Raw genomic sequence first — 15,709 nt, 5'->3', positions numbered from 1 at the left:
GGGGCAAACTGACTATCAACGTCTCGTGTAGCGCTATTTCCCAAACCGACCTTTATTCACCCGCATCGGCAGTCATGGCCAGCTCTGCTGCTCTGATTTTTTGGTTGTATAAAGAATCGGCAGGCATTTCTACACGAACGGATACAAACTGGTCACCGGGAATGTCGATAGGATCACCATCACCCACGCCTTCCAGCTCGTTCCTGGCGAACGCTGGCGCATCAGGGTGAGTACGGTGATAGGTTTTCACCAGCACAGAGCCATCGGCGTAAACTTCATAATCAAGCCAGATAAGCGGCTGCCTGTTTCGATCGGTAGGGATGTCAAAACCGCCATCGATGCCGCCCCATGCTGCGTCTGAATTCAGCCCCTGACATCCTTCAATCAGATATTCGCCTGTGGCCAGACGGTTTACAGTGCAGCCTTCTGATTCGTCATTGGTCTGGTAGGTACCATCCGATAAAAGCTTAATTACAGGAGATGCGGCTTTAAGCGAACCGTCGGATGCTTTTGTAGTGTTTGCGGTAGTGTACATCTCTATCGGGGCTTGCCACGTACCGCCGACCAGTCCCCGAGCGAAAAATCTTATTGAACCACCCAGCCTAAACCCGGTTACAACTTTATTGGACGCATCATAAAAGTAGGGTAAGCAGGCGTAATTGGCCCCATTAGCAGGAAGACTAGTCCCCGACGCAGGTGTCCTGTACCAGCACCCCTGCTGCACATTAGTAAAATCGCTGATCGTGACTGGGTTTATTGAACCTATACCAAAATCACCAACAGATAGCATATCGCCAGATGAGCTGTAGGCGTTCCTTGTCGCGCTACTTCCCAAACCGAGGTTTGTGCGAGCGTCAGCGGCATTCGTTGCTCCGGTACCGCCGTCAGAAACTCCTACCGCCCCATTGCTTCCTTTCTGGACCAGTTTACCGATCGCCGGAATGGTTACACGAGCGCCGTTGATGGTGACGGTGATGTTCTGGTTTGCTGAGGTAGTGGCGAACGTCTCCCACGCGCCAATGTTCTCGTCATACTCGTTGATGAGCTGAGACATGCTCTGCGCCAGGCCGTCGACCGAGAGACTATCAGTAACAAGAATGCCGTACTTCTGGCCTCTCAACGCCGGAGACGCGGCAGGCGTAACCGTCAGTGACGTCGCACTGTTGATGGCCGTGATCTGAAACATCTGTACCGGGTTAGAAAGAACAAATAACGTCTGGCCAACCCGAATCTGGCTGGCGGGTGCCGTCCAGTTCGTGCCGGTGCCGGTTGCAGTGTTTCCGTTAATGGCGATGGTGCCAGTGTTATAAAGCATATTTTCTCCAGGCAATAAAAAACCCCGCCGGAGCGGGGTTTGTTCAAAACTGAATGGGTTAGTGGCAGGTGGTGCTGGTGAACGTGTTGGCGCTCACCCAGGTCCAGTTAAAGAGATAACCGGCGCGGTACTGTGTCTGATTGTTTTGTTTACGGACTCCGTAGATCTGGACGCTGCTTTCCTGCCCGCCGACCAGGGCTGTTCCGTTGCATACAGGTTGCTGCTTGTCAATAACGCCAGCGCAACCGGAGAGCAATACCGCCACCGCCAGGCAAAGAATCATATTTTTCATAGTGGTTATATCCCAGGGCATTCACGAGGTTACACAATAACAATATGAATCAATGGGATATAATTGATTTAATAGATCGGTTTTATCTTATTGATCGCTGAAAACGATGAATCGTAGTTGGCGCAGTTGATGGCCATAATCACGTTCCTCAGATTTGAATACGCGACGTTTTGAAGGTTGCCGCCGGGGGTTGTCTGCGGCCTGGCAAATATCCGCGTATTGCTTCCCTCAAGTTTTGCCATGCTCTTGTATATGGCCGAGTAGGGCTGCGGCTGACCGCCAGCCGATACAACCCCGGTAATTAGTCCCAGCATGGCAGGCATGCAGGCCCACTTCCCCTCCAGAGTTGTATTGATGTTGTATCCTGAGCTGGCATCCACCCCGGCGGTACCGAGGGTGACAACATCGCTCAGCGTGCGCGTTTCGTTTGTTAAAATCAGCGTCCCTGATGCATCCCATACAGCCAGCCCGTAGTCTGGCTTTGTCTGCGGGAAAATAGAGAAAAAATAAACGTACGCTGTGCCGGTTGCATTCGGTCTGAGAAAATCAATCGTGATGGTGTTCCCGCTTATCGTCTGAGTTATTTCGACCTCAACCGTGCAATGAACGAAGGCGACAACAGGCTGACCTGCGGGGAATGTGTGCGTCACTTTGGTATTGAACCCCGATGTTCCCTGAAGTGCCGCTGTCTTTCGCGCCTGTAGAGCGATTGGCGAGCTGTTCGCGGTCACCCATACTTCCCCGCCCGTTGTCGTCAGTAAAACGCCATACTCCGCCATTTATGCCCTCTCGATCTGGAAAATGAGATAAGCCGCTGCCGCAGGCTCAGTCCCTGCTGAGTAGTCGGTATCGCCTGCTGCTGACACTGTTGCGGTTCCCCCTGAAATGGTGATCTTCCTCCGACTCGTACCAAACTGATCACCGTTCATGCTCTGAAAATAGGTAAGCCTGCAACCCGGTGGAAGCGCTACGGAGTAAGAGCCTGTTTTCTGGTTCTGGGCCAGCTGAAGATAGCCACAAACGCTGACAGGCTTAACGCCATAGTTGTTTACCTTGCCTGAGGCGTCCCATGTCTGGACACCATATTCCGCCATCCAGTCCTCCTGAAAAAAGAGGCCCGTAAGAGGCCTCCCGTTACCATGTTCCCGTGATTCTCCCGATCTGCACCCTCAAAACATTCCTGGAGTCCCGCACGCTGATTGTCTGGTTTGTCTGTTTCATTGCCCCCTCACCAGCTGTCGAACCGTAGTTCTCAAACGTACCGCCCTTATCCAGCCTCCACCCGACTGAGCCAGCGACATAGTTATTGGACTGGATGTAGTTGCCGATCTTGGCGTTGCTGATGGTGCCATCACCTATCAGCGCGTCTCTGATGAACACCTGCCCATTCTGGATAACGAACGGAAGGGTCACCGTAGCTCCGGCCTGGTGCGTTACGGCGAAGCGGTCAGCCAGGAAGATAACCTGCGACTGCATACCAGAAGGCGTATTCTCAACGCCGATCCCCATCCCAGCCGCGTAATACTGACCGTTGCTGGATAACCCGACCTTGATGCTGTACATCGCCTTCAGATCCCCGTTAACGTTCGCGATGGCCTGAGCGTTAGTGGTAATGGCTGAGGTATGTCCGTTGATGGTCGCCGTGATGCCGTTTATCTGCGTGGCCGTGGCCTGCTGGTAATCGGAGAACGTCTGGTTCAGGCTGTTGATGGATGCCTTGTTGCCGTTCACGTCAGTCTGCAAACTCAGCAGCGAACGCGCCGTTGCCTCCTTCTCGTTGACGATCACCTCATCAATGCGATCCAGCTGCGCGCTGTTACCGGCGACCGATGCCGACAGTGTTTTGCGCGCGGCCACCTGCGCCAGCCCGTTCTGGATAATGGCAATGGCCGAGTTCTTCACCCCGCTCGTCATGCCGTCCATAGACACGCTGATGTTGTCGATTCGCTGGCCCAGTGCGGTATCAGCCGTCGCAACGGTCTGCTCAAGCTGACTGAGTGAAGACGAAACATTCCCGACCGTGCTGGAAAGCTCATTAACGCTGGTCTGGACCTTCCCGACGTCCTGGGCATTTTTGGCGATATCCTTCGCCTGCTGCTCCAGTTCGTCGTTGGCCTGTTTGATATCGTTAGCCATGCCAGCAATTTTTTCATTGCTGTCCACTGCATTCTCGATCAGGTCTTTGAACGTATCGGAGTCTTTAATTTCCTCCAGAATCACATCTGTGATGTCGGACACATCGATACTGGCCTGACCGCGCACCCATTCTGTGTAACCTGATTCGTTGCCGCTGCGGTCCACCAGCTGCGCGCGGTACCAGAAAATCTGCCCAGCCTTAAGGCCCATCTGCTGATATTTGCGCTGCGGGTAAGGCACATCGGCCAGCAGCATCGCATCGTCCTCGGTACCGGTCAGGCTGTACTGAATTTCCGTCTTCAGCGTGTCGTCGGTATTCGCCGGGAATCCCCAATTCAGCTCGATACCGAATACCACGTTTTCAGAAGCGATGAAGCCGACCGGCTTCGGTGGATTGCCCACTTTCCCCGTCAGCGTTTTCTCTTCTGAATAGCCCCATCCGGACGAGATTTCTGCGGCATTGATTGCGCGCACGCGCACCAGGTAGCGCCCGGCATAAATCCCCGGGACGTCGAATGATGTGGTGGAACTGCGCGGCACGTTAACCCAGTTCCCGTCGTTGCGGCGCCATTGAGCTTCATAGGCGATAGCGTTCTGCGCCTGGTCCCAGCTCACGCGCATCGTTTCGACGCTGATATTTTGCTGCACCACAGAAAACGAGCTGATGACGATATTCGCAGGCGGCGACTGGTTGCCCGGCGGGATCACGCTCACCGGCCGCTGGTCAATGATGGCTCCGGTATCAATGCGATCGAATTTATCCGGATCGTGATTTGCACCGACGATTGTGAACGTGCCGTCGTTATTATCAGTTACCGTAATAACGCGATACTGCTGTGCGTAGAGCTCATCAGACTCAATGACCCATACGGCCTCAGACACAGGCGTTTCGCTATAAGCGGTCGTAACGGTCACTTTATTGCCCGTAATCGACTGAATGGTGCGTGACTGTGAAACACCCGATGGAAGATTGACAATCATCCTGTCGTCTGCCGAAGCATCCGGCGCCCTGTCCAGCGTCAGCACGCGACCATTCACCGCAGAGATACGGCCGCCCAGGTCGCGCCCGGAGAGATTTCGGTCCGCTACAGCGATTACATAGCCAGGCTGCGGAATGTTGCCATCCTCCCCTACATTGAAAGTAACAACGCGATCTTTGTTGTTGGTGAGGATCCCCCATCGCCCTTTCCGATTCGCTTCCGACTGACGGGTACAACCGATAGCCGTTATCTCAAGTTGATTAAACCCATAACGCGCAACCAGCGCCTGCTCAAAAACAGGCTCCATCGCATCAGAATAAGCGTTATCAGGATCAGACCAGGACACCAGCGCATTGGTGTAACGGTTCTTTGTGGTGCTGCTGGAATAGGTAAAGCGCCCATCAATAACGTTCGCATGCGTGTATGTAAAATCTACATCTCTCGGCATGTCCGCCAGCGCCACAATCTGGTCGTCGCCCCAGTAGGTCATCCCACGGAAGATTGCAGCAAAATCACGCAGGACCGTATAAGCGTCGTTGCGTTCCTGAATGTAGACGTTGCAGGTATAACGTGGTTCGGTACCACTTCCGCCTTTGCCATCCGGAACCATTTGATCGCAATACTGCGCAACCTGGTAGAGCGTCCATTTATCTATGTTGGCCGTTGTAAGACGATCCCCAAGTCCGAAACGGTCGCTAACCACCAGGTCGAAGAAAATCCATGCAGGGTTATCGGTCCAGGCCCATTTAAATGTCCCAGCCCACGTACCGCTATAAGTGCGGGTTTCGGGGTCGTAAGTATCCGGTACGCGGATAACGCGGCCGCGGGGCTCGCAGGAGATCTGCGGGATAGAGCCGTTAAACTGGCTGGAATCGAATTCGATATAAAGCAGCGCTGTGTTTGGATAGCGAAATTTGGCGTCAATTACCTCGGTGAAGCTCTGCAGCATCATCGTGTTGCCGATTTTCGCGCTGTTGGCATCAGACGTAATCTTACGGAGTCGGATTGTCCAGGTGCTGCCAGCCTGAGGTAAATCAATACGGTGGCTGCGCTCGTAACCTGACGTCGTTTTGCCGGTCACGCTGGTATTGAGTACCGTCTGCCATGTGCCGCCGTCCGTCTGCAGGTCAATCGCATAATTAACCGAGTAACCGACCAGATCGCCGTCGTCCTCCTGCTTGAAAAGCGAAGGCCATTTCAGGCGCAGGCGAACAGCTGAAAGTTGCGTGTTGGTAAACGTGCGCGTCCACGCTGTAGCGCTCGTTACCTCAGTTCCCACGTTGATTTCGTTTTCGGTACCGGGTATGCCCTGAATATATTTTTGCGCCTGAGTTCCCGCGCGAAATTCCCACGTAACACCGCTGAAGTTTTGAGAGCCGTCAGCATTCTCCAGAGCCGTTCCGTCCAGGTAGATATCTTTCGCCGTCAGCTGCCCTGCAAATTCCCCCTCTCCTAGTGCAATGAGGATTTTTGCCTTTGCTACAGATTGCAGATCATCAGGCTGTTCGGTAGGGATCCGGGAACTTGAGCTGCCGCCCTTGCGGCCTTTTATAGCGATTGCAGTTGCCATATTGCGCCCATAAAAAAAGCCACCCGAAGGTGGCCTGAAAGAAGGTATTTATTTATTGCTGATCTTCGACATAAATCCCGGCAGAAATAATCGCGCCACCGATTCGCCGGCGGCCATAAAGAAGTGGTACCGGATTTCCCTGGGCTGTCGTGTTTGTTACTCCACCAAAGGCGTAGCTGGCTTGGTTATCCGCAGATTGCTTACTGGCGAGCCCGGTTGTCTGTGGAGAAAGCATCTGGACTACGCCGCCGATCGCCATTGATGCCCCAATCCCCGCCACAGCGCCCCATCCACCAGCGAAAGCGGTACCACCAATCCCGATCGCAGCCCCTCCCGTGACGAACGCAGCAACAGCGACAAGGGCAACCCCGAGGATTGTCTGAAACACCCCGGCTCGCTTACTGCCGATGATCACCGGCGCGATGCGGATTTCCTCTGTGCTCCTGTCCATATTAAGCTCATCGTTTAAGAGGTTTCGTTTCCCGCTGAATACCGCATAAGTTAAACCTCGTTGCTTACTGGTATTCAGGAAACGCTCAAAACCCGGAACGATCACACACAATGCTCGGATAGCTTCTTTGGGTGAGGCTACAGAAAGGTTGAACTCACGGCCAAATGTAGCACCGAGAATCCCATAAAGGCGAATGATACGCTTAGGTTCAGCTGCTAAAATCGACATAGTGTTTCCATAAAAGTATTGGCAGAACAAGACAAACGTTATGATGTAATAAGAAAGGATGATCCATTCACTTTTAACGGCAAAATAATTCCAATTAATTCAACATGGCATTTATTTTTTGTGTCCGCGAGCGAATTCAGGATGCTTGATATTGAAAATAACGAAGCTATCTTGGCATTGCTTTGACACCGTTGAATAATAGACCATACAACCATCAGTTTTCACGTCATCTGAAGAATGGTATACGCTATCAACCAAAGATAACGTAGGAGTAAGATACCTCGCCTTTGCCAGTTCATTACTTAAAGATAAAAACTCTTTTGGGTAAGCAGTTGCACATGACATTAGTGCTTTATTAATAATATTTTTATCACCAATGCAATTTAAGGATGCATCAAGATATGCTTCCTGCAAGTCCATACGCAACTTCATCACTTCCGGCTCAGCAAATTTAGCCCCTGCAAAAACACCTATCAACCCCAAAGCTGTTCCAATTGCTGCAAGGATCGAACCATTATCAAAACATAAGTCTCCCCAGACCCAAAATCTAAAAAGAAAATAAGCTACTGAAAAAGAGGTAACCAACCCCCCTAAACCAGCCCATAAATTGTGAGCCTCACCGAAAACGTTCTTACAAAAAACATACACACCGGTAATTAACGATATCAAAACCATCACTTTTACGACATTGAAAAAAAAACGCACTTATCCTAAACACATGAAAAAACCCAAGTAATATAATTATTATGTAATTATTAAACATTCATAGACAAATGGCGAACAATTTTCATCGTCCTTTCTTGCCAGTAGCCACCATAAGGCACGCGCTGGCTCAGATGACCATACAGATGGTGCAGCAGCATATTGCCCTCCAGCAGAATTCCCGCATGATTCCACTTATCAGCCTGAACCTGCATGATTACCATATCGCCAGGTTTCGGCGGCCCGTCGAATTCACGGAATCCGCACTCGTACCAGCAATCCTGATAGAAGTTGTCCGGATATTCGTTTTCCCACCAGGGATAATCAACCCGGTAATCGTGGAGTTCGATACCATGCGTTTGCCGGAAATAGCTCATTACCAGCCCCCAGCAGTCGAAGTGACCAAGCACAAAAGGACGCTCCAGCAGCGGCAGCTCTCCGCGCGGCTGAATGGTGCGTAAATCCCCCTCTGGCCAGCTCACGATATGCCAGGGTAAAAGCGTTGAGTCGCATTGCGCTTTATCCAGTTCGCTCGGCTGCGTAGTGGCGTCAGGGTGGCTGTGAACGATGGCGATCACCGTACCCCAGTCCTCAGCAGCTGCGTAATCTTCCGGGCAGAGGACAAAATTTTCCTCCGGCACCACGGCAAGATTCCGGCACGGGAAATAACGTTCAACACGACTTTTTTGCGCCACCACACCACAGCACTCACGAGGATATTCAGCGGCAGCGTGCGCCATAATCGCATCAATGGTTTTCTGACGCATATCAACTCCTAATCAACGACGTGCCCGGGAATCCACCGAACGGCAGTTCGTTGCCGTCTCCATGCCGGAGCTTACAGGCCGTAAGCGTGCCGGGGCATTCATCCAGCGACGGATCGCTCACCGGGTTGTTGTTTTTATCGAAATAGCGGGTACCGGCATAGTCGCAGCCGTCGCCGGTGCGGTACTTATTGCGCATGCACCAGGTGCACAGGGAATGAAGCTGGCGCGTGGGGATCATCTTACCCTGCAACGACATCGGGCTATCGAGTACGAATTCGATACTTTCGCCCGGAATTTCGCTGCTTTTGCCATCGATGTAAAAAACTCGTTTTCTGACCTGTTGCGGATCAGCTGTTGCGTTACCAGCGAGGAAGTTCTTCGCATCTAGATAATGTGAATAAGTGTCATGGATAGTAACTTTGGCCTGTAGCATATCGTCATAAGCAAGGCACAGCGCTGTAATCTTGCTATCGATATCTGCAACCGTGAGCGTTGGCTGGGCGCTGTTGCCGTCTGTGGAGGCTTCAAGCCCTTCAATTTGATACGGCCAGGCGGCATATTCTTCTCCCTGCCACCAGATGCTTTTCGCCTTCAGCTTTGATTCATCACCACCAGCAGCGGCGATTTCTTCTTCCGTGTGCGGGAGGTTGTACGCGTGAAATCGCAGTACATCATCCACGCCGAACGTAGAGCCATCAACTTCGATAAGCCGGACTTTATTACCGGGCTCAAGGCTTTGATAGTCTGCTGTGATCATGGTACGTACGCCTGTTTGAATGTTGCGGAAATGGTCAGAACGTTGCTGGATAAGGGCTGTGACTTGATTGATTCGGCTTCAATCCGGTAGAGCCCAGTTTCGCCAACTGGCGATGTCCAGATGAATGACTTTATAACGTGAGAACGAAAGAATTTAAGGGCCTGGAGCATGTCCGTTTTTTTGCCCGTTAGGGTTACAGGCCATGACTGCTTTTCAGGGTTGATGCCTTCCCCTGCAATCTGCTCATAGCCATCGCCAAAGGTTGCAGAGCGGGTTTTATGGCTAAACGTTCCTTCCATTCCCGCCTGTATCTGCGTTCGCCAGGTGAACGTTTCCAGTGCCATGTTTGCTCCATAAAAAAAGCCACCCGAAGGTGGCTTGTTACAATATGAGAAGGAAATTAGCGGGTTTCACAACCAAGCTGAGACTTGTCGATAATCTGCGTGCCTTCAACACGGTAACCATATGTGCCGAACAGAAATGCGTGGTTTAATTGATAAATAACAACATCGCTTAGGCCTACGGAACACTTGTCTTTTTCAATAGCCCGATCCATTGCAGTTTTAACGCTTGGAATGCCCAGCGGGAAAATAACAATTGGAGCTTTGTCTTCACCAGTCACACGTTGACCTTTTTCAAACTTAGCTGCGTTCAGGTTGTAATTTTTAGTACTACCAACGGTCATATCAGCAACACGAACAGTACAGCCAGACAACATTAAAGCCCCAAGAGCTAAAGCCACTACCTTCTTCATTTTAAGTTTCCTTTGATTGCAATCGGAAACATCTTAACATGATGAATAATGTGATAAAACAAACACCATGTCTCTTATCTTGATTTTGTTGCATTCCAGATGAGCCCACCAGGCTGAAGTTGTTTCGCAATACCTGCCCGAACAGATTGATCAATAGTCTGCTTGTAAGCGCGAGAAACAGCATCGTTATTTGCAGAAGTCTGCTGCTGTGAATTTTGGTTTTGAACAACTACGGACGTTTGAATACTTACCCCACCGGCCGATGATGACTGAAGCCCATACATCGGAGCGTGGCCAACATAACCGCCATTTGCATAACCCTGTGCGCTTCGCATAAGTGAATAGAGGTTTCCAACCCCCAGCGCACTTGTTGCCTCTTTGGTGAAGACGAATTCGCCACCATGCACCACGCCTTTTGGCTGATACTTTCCTCCATCCCCTGTGTAGCCGCCAGTATCGAATTCCGGAACTGCGCCGCCACTAGAAAATCCGAAAAATGAACCAAATGATGTCCCCCCAAACGCAGACTTCATTCCGTTAACCAGCGCCAACTGTGTCAGCATCCGGGCTGTTCCTTTCAAAAAGGTCGTCAGGAAATCTGAGAAGTTAGCTTTTCCAGTGGTAAAAAAGTCTGTAAGAGTGCTGGCCATACCGGTGAATGCATTGCTGGTAAGTGTCTGCACTTGTGAGTAAACATTGGTTGCGGAGTCCTCAAATTCAGCCCAGCCCTTTTTCGCCCCAGTCAACCAGTCGCCACGCAACCTGTCCTCTGCGGCATAGTAATTATTCGCCGCTTTGAGCTGCTTCTGATAACCAACGTCCTCCAGAGAACCGCCGGCGTTCACCCAACCTGCGGCAAGCTGACTTTTCGCGAGTTCACGCTGAGCTAACCGATCGCTCATTCCAGCTCCACCGACCAAAGCAGCCTGCTTCTCTGCCATCTGCGTGACGTATTTCTGCGAGGTATCCATTTGCTTGTTCAGCTGTTCCTGTTCGGTAATCTGATCACCTAACAGGGCTTTCTGCCGTGCCAACTGAAGCACCTGGTCTTTACTCGCCAGCAGGGATCGTTCCTGCTTTGTCAGGGAACGTGAACGCGAGGCCTCCTCCAGCACCTGAAATTTTGCTTCAGTCGTCCACAGATCTTTGCGCTGCTGGCTGATAGTGTCGTTCAGCCCTTTATGCTGCTGAAGAGCACGCAACTTCGCCTGAAGCGCCAGCAATTCGGCCTGAGCAGCGTCAGTACTGCGGTCGCCAGCCGATACAGTACCCTGTTTTCCTGTTTTCGTTTTTTTGCCAAAAGCAGCGACTCCTTCCCGATCCTTCTGGGTGGTTGCGGTACTTATCTTTCTGGTCGTATAGAGGTATTTACCTGCACTGATATCAGCGGCATCCCAGTCTTTTTTCAGCTGAGAGATGCTGTCGCCATAAGCACCGGCCATTTTTTCGTTGTAGTCCTGCCATCCCTGCAAAGTATCAGTTTTCGCCCAGTCAGGAACGAGATTAATCGCAGCCGCGATAGAAGAAGAAATAATCTGGTTCAGCTTCTGAAAAACTATCGCGACGCTGTAATAAATCGCGTTAAATTCCTTTAGCGTGTTTGATGCCAGCTCAGCTACCCACTGACCGATGCTCTGCATAGCCTCAGACGCCCATCCCTTGATATCCAGCCACAGGCGACCAAACGGTGTCAGCGAGTCGTAAGCCTGCTCCCCACGTTTTGCCATCGTATCGCCAAACAGGTCCATAGCCTGCGTAACGGCAGCGGTCTGGTCTTTCTGCTTAACTAACTCGTCAATGTGCTTAAGCTGTGAAACGGTGAGAAAGTTGAATTGCTCATTAAGGTTCTGAAGAGCCTTAACCGGATCCTTATCAATATCCTTATAAGCCTTGGTAATGTCCTGAGCCGAAACAATACCAGTTTCAACTGCCAGCGCTGTCGCTTTGGTAGCTTTCTCAAGCTGTTGCTGGGTCATTGAGCCGATACCAACCAGCTCTGTCATCAGACTCTGGACAGTACCCACCGTAGCCCCAGTAGAGGCAGCAATAGACTGAGAGGAAGCCATTATCTGGAGCGCTGACGTGCCGGCAATATTGCCAGTCCTGATAATGGCCTTGTTGATTTCGTCGTAGGCGGTGAAGTAGTCCGATCCCGCTTTGGCCGCAATCAGTACAGCGCCAGCCAGGCCACCAATGGCCACTCGGGCAGGAGTCACCATCGACAACATCGCTTTCAGCGCATTGCCTACACCGCCAAACGAGTCACGGAGCTGACCGCCCTGCTGAATAGCAACCATATAAACCGGCATACCGGAAGCCAGTGAAGTCACAATGTCGGTCATTTGCATCGGGAGATAACGCATAGCATTGCGATATTGGCCCGCGCTGATAGCCCCAGACTTCCATGCTTCTTCCTGCTCTTTCAGCTTTGCGATCATTGGTGCAGCACGATCGGATACGCCGAGTTGAGCAGCTTTTAGCTCTAACAGTTCTGCGCGCGTTTTTCCGATTGCTGTGACCTGCTCCTCCAGCGAATCGATAAAGGTTTTGCCCGCTGCAGCTGCCCGCTGCGCTGCCTGAACCTGCTCAATGCGAGCCCGCCCCTCTGCGGTCTCAGACTCCATTACCTGTGCCAGTTTTGCCCGCGTCGTCTCAAGCACGCTGTTGTAACGAGTAAAATCCTCGTCTCCCACCAGCCCTTTACCACGAAACTTAGCCAGGCTCTCTTGGATAGTGTCCAGCTCATCCAGCGCCTTGTTTACCGGACTAATTTTATTCAGCAGGTTCTGCAGTTCCTGACGCTGCTGCTTCAGGCTTTCGCTGTTCTTCTTCTGGTTATCGATGCCGGTGCGGAACGTACTGTTCAGGTCATCCGCTTTACCTGCAGCGGCGGTCGCGGTCTCCTGAAAGCGATCCAGTGCCTGGTTACCACGCTCCAGCTCAGTGGTATTTACGCGCAGGGAAATCGTGGCGATGTCGTTACTCATTCCGCCCTCTCTTTATGCATAACTTTTAGTGCGGCGCTCTCCATGATTCGGATGTCCGAAAGCGCGGTTGCCTCGTCGTCGACGTGGTGCAGGCGCATCACCCAGGGCAGCACGTTGTAATCAAGCCCTGATGCGCCTCCCATGCCCGTGCGCCACTGCGTGCTGACAGCCTGAAACACCAGGAATGAAGGCCATACATCTGGCCAGACGTCGATGTATTGATCGTCGTAGTCATCCGGCGTAAGCCCATAGGGTGCCAGGTCTGCCGCTGTGGGTTCAGGCGTATAGAATGCAGAGGCAACCGCTATCAGTTTTTTTCGCGCTGCCCCATCAGTTCGCGATAGTAGGTTTCAGGGATAGCCTTCATTGCAGCCGGATAGTTTTCCAGCAGCACCGACAGGTTTTCCGCGTTGAATGCATCGGGAAGTGCCCAGCCAGCAATGATTTCCATCAGAAAATCAGTGGCGGTTTTGCCTTCCATTTTCTCCAGATCCGCCAGTTCTTTGAGTGGCTTGTGATTGAATGTGAACGTCAGCACGCCATCCTCATCGCCGGCTCGGGGGATCGAGACATTGGCCTTAAATGTTGGTTTAGGCTGAAGAGTGAATTTGGTCGCCATCGATACCTCTTAACGAAAAAAAGCCTCCGTGATGGGAGGCATGGAATGGTGAAAGCTCTGACGGGTCAGGCGGCAGCGTCAGTCACCTTGTAGAACGTCATCGCCGGTGACTGCAGGTTCAGCACCACACTCACTGTCTCTACCTCGTTAACCGCAGTAGTCGGCGTGTCGTCAAAAGATGCCGTGGCCGCCCAGTAACGGTTCTCCTTCGCCTTCGGCACGTACATGTAAGCCGCCACGGTCTCTTCGTCTTCGTCCAGCTGGCGCAGCAATGGATATACCGGGAGCGTGGAGTCATGCGCGATCGAGTAGGTCTGCGAGACTGCGGATTTATAGGTGTTCAGGTTGCGCTGGCGATCATCGCTGAGGAACTGAATCTGCGTGGTGTTCTGATCACCACCGGATTTCGATACCTCTGTGATTTGTGGCAGTTCGGTCCATTCTTCAATTTTGCGAATAGAGCCGGAACCGCCGCCCGCCGCGTATTTGTTTTTGTTGGTAGTGTTGATGTTGCGAAGAGTGACAGCATTCTCCGCAATCGCGTCGATTTTCGCGATAACGTTATCAATACCCGACCAGTTGCAGTTCACGTGAACGATATCGCCGACCGCAATATCGTCCGCGGCGCTGACGGTGATCACCGTGTGCTCAGCATTCGTCGCGCCGGTGAAAGTAATGGCCGGGCCGTAGCCCGACGCCAGATAAACATGAGCGCCGTTAGGCAATGCAAAGCCCATAATGGTTTCTCCTTCAGAAACAAGATAATCGGCGTTAAGCCGGTCAGGTGTGGGATGTCAGAGAGGGAATCAGCTGGTAATGTCTGCCCGATAATTCAGGCTGACAGGAACGGTGTAGGACACAGGTGTAGGGACGCCGCGGAATATGCCAGGCGCGCTGCTAATCCAGCAGGTTAAGTCTTTGCCTGCAATTTCCAGTCCCTCGGGGAACAATTCCGCTACTCTGCCCGCCAGGGCAACGACGGAGGTACGGCCGGAGCCGGCTGGCGCCACGACATTAATCTGGTACACGCCAGAATAAGTCCAGCAGCGCAAGCCGAGATCGATTGATCGCGGCGTAACGGGCATATCGTGAACGGCCAGGTACATCTCGCTAGCAGGAGGTGTGAACGGCACGTTCTCCCATGCAACCAAAATGCCCTCAGCATCGGCCCAGGCACCCAGTCTGGCAGCCAGTGCAGATGCAATATCAGGAATCACTTAGTCACCTCCCTGACAGCTTCCTCAAAGAAGCGTTGAAACTCAGCTGCAGTAATGCGGACCATACCGCCCGGAGCCTGTGTGGAATGCCCCATTTCAAGCGGGTAGGCATAGGGCACGTTGTTGCAGAAATAAATGGCCTTCATCCCGACTTTGAAGAGCGACAGCGTGTAGTTCCCGGCAGCTTTTGTCAGGTCGCCGGTCTTGTCTATTCGCCCTGTCTCGTCAGTCGTTGGCACATCAAAGGACACCTGCCAGTTACCGCGAAAGCGTCCGCCCGTATACCCCGGCGGTGCTTTGATATCCATCCCATCCACCACCCGGGCTTTTTTCTTCAGTCGCCCGGTTTTGGTCAGGTTGTCGGGATTTGCCCGCTGCGCTTCGTTATGGTCGTAAACCGCGCGATTATAGGAAACGGCTGTCTGGTTAACTTCCCACAACTCCGGGTTGCCCACTGGGGACATCACCACCAGCTGGTTAAGGATTTTGATTCCGACGGCGCGTACCACTGCCTCCTGATTCGTTTTCGCCTTATTAACGAAAGCCGTGATTTCAGCCAGGAAAGCCGCGTTCTCGCCCATGTTAAGCCCTCAGTTGCGCTTTGTAGCAGAGTATCAGTGCGGCGGGTTTTGCCGGGTTCGGTTTGACAACACGGTAGGCTGTGCCGTCAATATCAACCACATCGCCGATTTTAATTTCCTGCTCTGCCGTAAAAACGATCTGCACATCGCCGTTAACGATGACCGTTCCATCAATTTCGCCTGGCGCGTATTCAGTCTTCACGCCCACAGCAGTAAAACGGACCGCTTCAGTTTTATGCTCAACGCCACCAATAACCGTTACCGAACCTTTACGGGTGACGTTGTACTCCATGCCGTTCTGCCTGAGCATGCGCGTCGTTCTGGCCTGCATACGTTGGTAATCAATCGCCATA

18 protein-coding genes are annotated in these 15,709 nt (G+C 52.1%); all 18 read right to left on the bottom strand.

Annotation, left to right across the window (positions count from 1 at the left end; all coding sequences use genetic code 11):
* Positions 1–52: 52 nt before the first annotated feature.
* The 18 genes from CU081_RS15710 to CU081_RS15625 all read right to left on the bottom strand — a co-directional run bounded on the left by CU081_RS15710 (position 53) and on the right by CU081_RS15625 (position 15,708).
* Positions 53–1,315, bottom strand: coding sequence for a phage tail fiber protein (locus tag CU081_RS15710; RefSeq protein ID WP_022651260.1), 1,263 nt, complete (start codon positions 1,313–1,315; stop codon positions 53–55).
* 58 nt (positions 1,316–1,373) lie between these two features.
* Positions 1,374–1,607: a phage exclusion lipoprotein Cor gene (gene cor / locus CU081_RS15705; RefSeq protein ID WP_022651261.1), complete on the bottom strand. Its 234-nt coding sequence runs from the start codon at positions 1,605–1,607 to the stop codon at positions 1,374–1,376.
* Between the two features lie 68 nt (positions 1,608–1,675).
* Positions 1,676–2,386: a hypothetical protein gene (locus CU081_RS15700; RefSeq protein WP_022651262.1), complete on the bottom strand. Its 711-nt coding sequence runs from the start codon at positions 2,384–2,386 to the stop codon at positions 1,676–1,678.
* Positions 2,387–2,701 carry a hypothetical protein gene (locus CU081_RS15695; protein ID WP_022651263.1) on the bottom strand — a complete coding sequence of 105 codons (315 nt, stop codon included), beginning with the start codon at positions 2,699–2,701 and terminating at the stop codon, positions 2,387–2,389.
* 40 nt (positions 2,702–2,741) lie between these two features.
* Entirely contained in the window at positions 2,742–6,293 is a 3,552-nt protein-coding gene (locus tag CU081_RS15690; RefSeq protein ID WP_022651264.1) for a host specificity protein J, read from the bottom strand.
* Between the two features lie 52 nt (positions 6,294–6,345).
* Positions 6,346–6,972: a tail assembly protein gene (locus CU081_RS15685; protein WP_022651265.1), complete on the bottom strand. Its 627-nt coding sequence runs from the start codon at positions 6,970–6,972 to the stop codon at positions 6,346–6,348.
* A 111-nt stretch (positions 6,973–7,083) separates the two neighbouring features.
* On the bottom strand, positions 7,084–7,677 hold the full coding sequence (locus tag CU081_RS15680; protein ID WP_157787723.1) for a hypothetical protein: 594 nt from the start codon (positions 7,675–7,677) through the stop codon (positions 7,084–7,086).
* A 50-nt stretch (positions 7,678–7,727) separates the two neighbouring features.
* Positions 7,728–8,441, bottom strand: coding sequence for a C40 family peptidase (locus CU081_RS15675; protein WP_022651267.1), 714 nt, complete (start codon positions 8,439–8,441; stop codon positions 7,728–7,730).
* Position 8,442: 1 nt separating this feature from the next.
* The gene (locus tag CU081_RS15670; protein WP_022651268.1) at positions 8,443–9,198 is read right to left on the bottom strand and encodes a phage minor tail protein L; all 756 of its coding nucleotides are present in this window, start codon (positions 9,196–9,198) and stop codon (positions 8,443–8,445) included.
* The gene (locus CU081_RS15665) at positions 9,195–9,542 is read right to left on the bottom strand and encodes a phage tail protein (RefSeq protein ID WP_022651269.1); all 348 of its coding nucleotides are present in this window, start codon (positions 9,540–9,542) and stop codon (positions 9,195–9,197) included. The genes CU081_RS15670 and CU081_RS15665 overlap by 4 nt, the downstream gene beginning before the upstream one ends.
* 56 nt (positions 9,543–9,598) lie before the next feature.
* On the bottom strand, positions 9,599–9,952 hold the full coding sequence (locus tag CU081_RS15660; RefSeq protein WP_020690998.1) for a hypothetical protein: 354 nt from the start codon (positions 9,950–9,952) through the stop codon (positions 9,599–9,601).
* 74 nt (positions 9,953–10,026) lie between these two features.
* Complete coding sequence (locus CU081_RS15655; RefSeq protein ID WP_022651270.1) at positions 10,027–12,939, bottom strand: phage tail tape measure protein; 2,913 nt, start codon at positions 12,937–12,939, stop codon at positions 10,027–10,029.
* Positions 12,936–13,154 (bottom strand): DUF1799 domain-containing protein, encoded by a 219-nt coding sequence (locus tag CU081_RS15650; RefSeq protein WP_308446515.1) that lies wholly within the window; start codon positions 13,152–13,154, stop codon positions 12,936–12,938. The genes CU081_RS15655 and CU081_RS15650 overlap by 4 nt, the downstream gene beginning before the upstream one ends.
* A gap of 92 nt (positions 13,155–13,246) precedes the next feature.
* Positions 13,247–13,558: a phage tail assembly chaperone gene (locus tag CU081_RS15645; protein WP_022651271.1), complete on the bottom strand. Its 312-nt coding sequence runs from the start codon at positions 13,556–13,558 to the stop codon at positions 13,247–13,249.
* A gap of 65 nt (positions 13,559–13,623) precedes the next feature.
* Entirely contained in the window at positions 13,624–14,295 is a 672-nt protein-coding gene (locus tag CU081_RS15640) for a phage tail protein (RefSeq protein WP_022651272.1), read from the bottom strand.
* Positions 14,296–14,364: 69 nt separating this feature from the next.
* Positions 14,365–14,775, bottom strand: a complete 411-nt coding sequence (locus CU081_RS15635) for a DUF4128 domain-containing protein (protein WP_058647467.1) — start codon at positions 14,773–14,775, stop codon at positions 14,365–14,367.
* On the bottom strand, positions 14,772–15,356 hold the full coding sequence (locus CU081_RS15630; RefSeq protein ID WP_022651274.1) for a hypothetical protein: 585 nt from the start codon (positions 15,354–15,356) through the stop codon (positions 14,772–14,774). Before CU081_RS15630 ends, CU081_RS15635 begins: the two co-directional genes overlap by 4 nt.
* 1 nt (position 15,357) lies before the next feature.
* Positions 15,358–15,708 (bottom strand): hypothetical protein, encoded by a 351-nt coding sequence (locus CU081_RS15625; protein ID WP_022651275.1) that lies wholly within the window; start codon positions 15,706–15,708, stop codon positions 15,358–15,360.
* Position 15,709: the final 1 nt, after the last annotated feature.

Source organism: Enterobacter sp. CRENT-193 (assembly GCF_002787395.1).
Lineage (GTDB): Bacteria > Pseudomonadota > Gammaproteobacteria > Enterobacterales > Enterobacteriaceae > Enterobacter > Enterobacter hormaechei_C.
Note: the sequence above shows the minus strand (reverse complement) of the source record. Positions and strands in the feature narration are given on the sequence as shown.